Here is a 577-nt window from a genome sequence, read left to right as displayed (position 1 = left end):
CGTCGGTGGTGGTGAGGTCGGTGTCGTTGCCGAGGAGTTGGCGTTGCCAGAGGGCGTAGTCGGCGTATTGGACGGGGAGTGGTTCCCAGTGGGTGGCTGAGTTGTTGGTGGTGCGGGTGGTGTAGGCGGTGGTGAGGTCGTGGGCGAGGGGGGTGCGGGACCAGGCGTCGCTGGCGATGTGGTGGATGAGGAGCAGGAGGACGTGTTCCTCGTCGGTGATGCGGAAGAGCGAGGCCCGGATCGGGATCTCGGACGTCAGGTCGAAGCCACGACCGGTCGCTTCGGCGATCAGGGCGGAGACGTCGTCCGCGTCCGCCTCACGGACCGTGAACGGCACGACGGCTTCACCGACGGGCCGGACGATCTGGTGCGGACCGTGCTCCTCGTCCTCGGCGAAGGTGGTGCGCAGGCTCTCGTGGCGGGCGACGACGTCACCGATGGGGAGGCGGAGGGAGACGACGGCGAGGTCGCCGGGCTGGCGGTGGGCGGCGGGGAGGTTGTAGGTGGAGCTGGGGCCTTCGAGTTGGTGGAGGCACCAGAGTCGCTGTTGGGCGTAGGACAGCGGGCTGTGGTCGGG

The 577-nt window shown here is 69.2% G+C and carries 1 protein-coding gene; it reads right to left on the bottom strand.

The annotated features are described in order from the left end of the window. Window positions 1–577, bottom strand: a 577-nt coding sequence (locus G3I71_RS45940; protein ID WP_164324884.1) for a condensation domain-containing protein, incomplete at both ends; no start/stop codon positions are given.

Source organism: Streptomyces sp. SID12501 (assembly GCF_010550245.1).
Classification (GTDB): Bacteria; Actinomycetota; Actinomycetes; order Streptomycetales; family Streptomycetaceae; genus Streptomyces.
This window is presented reverse-complemented; position numbering and strand designations above follow the sequence as displayed.